At 69.6% G+C, this 727-nt stretch carries 2 protein-coding genes; both read left to right on the top strand.

The features are described from left to right. The coding region (locus tag ACKUB9_RS34350; RefSeq protein WP_407531189.1) for a sugar phosphate nucleotidyltransferase at nucleotides 1-407 on the top strand (407 nt) is incomplete at its 5' end. A gap of 159 nt (nucleotides 408-566) precedes the next feature. Next, nucleotides 567-727: carboxyl transferase domain-containing protein (locus tag ACKUB9_RS34345; protein ID WP_407531191.1), on the top strand; the 161-nt coding region annotated here is incomplete at its 3' end.

The following is a 727-nucleotide window of genomic DNA, read 5'->3' as shown; positions in this document are numbered from 1 at the left end:
AGGAGCCCGAGTCGACCTGGGCGGTGACGGGGCTGTACGTCTACGACAATCAGGTTCTCGACATCGCGGCGGCGGTGCGGCCCTCGGCGCGGGGCGAGCTCGAGATCACGGACGTGAACCAGGCCTACCTGGAGCGGGGCGAACTGCACGTGGAGTGCATGTCGCGGGGCTACGCGTGGCTGGACACGGGCACGCACGACAGCCTCTTGGAGGCCTCCGAGTTCGTGCGGGTGATCCAGCGCCGGCAGGGCATGCAGGTGGCCTGCCTGGAAGAAATCGCCTACCTGCAGGGCTTCATCGCCCGCGAGCAGGTCGAGGCCCGCGGGCAGCTCTTCGCCAAGACCAATTACGGCCAGTACCTGCTGCGCCTCGCCCGCGAGGAGCCTGTCGGGCGCCTGCGCCGCTGAGGTCTTCCGCGGCCGGCGGTCTTGGACCTGCGATCTTGGACCTGCGGCCTTGCGCCTTCGGCCGGATTTGCGCCGGCGGTGACGCGTGCTAGAGCCGCCGGCACGCAATACCGCCAAGCCCGCGAGGCTTCAGGCGCCGGAAGAACACAGGCGGCAGGCATGAAGGACATCCTCGAACGGCTGGATCAGCGGCGCGGGCTGGCCCGGCTCGGCGGCGGCGAGAACCGGGTGGCCGCGCAGCACAAGCGCGGCAAGCTGACGGCGCGCGAGCGCATCGAACTCCTCCTCGACACCGGGTCGTTCGAGGAGTTCGACATGTT

The organism is Methylobacterium oryzisoli, assembly GCF_046557895.1.
Lineage (GTDB): Bacteria > Pseudomonadota > Alphaproteobacteria > Rhizobiales > Beijerinckiaceae > Methylobacterium > Methylobacterium oryzisoli.
The sequence above is the reverse complement of the archived record's forward strand: the minus strand, read 5'-3'. Positions and strand labels throughout refer to the sequence as shown.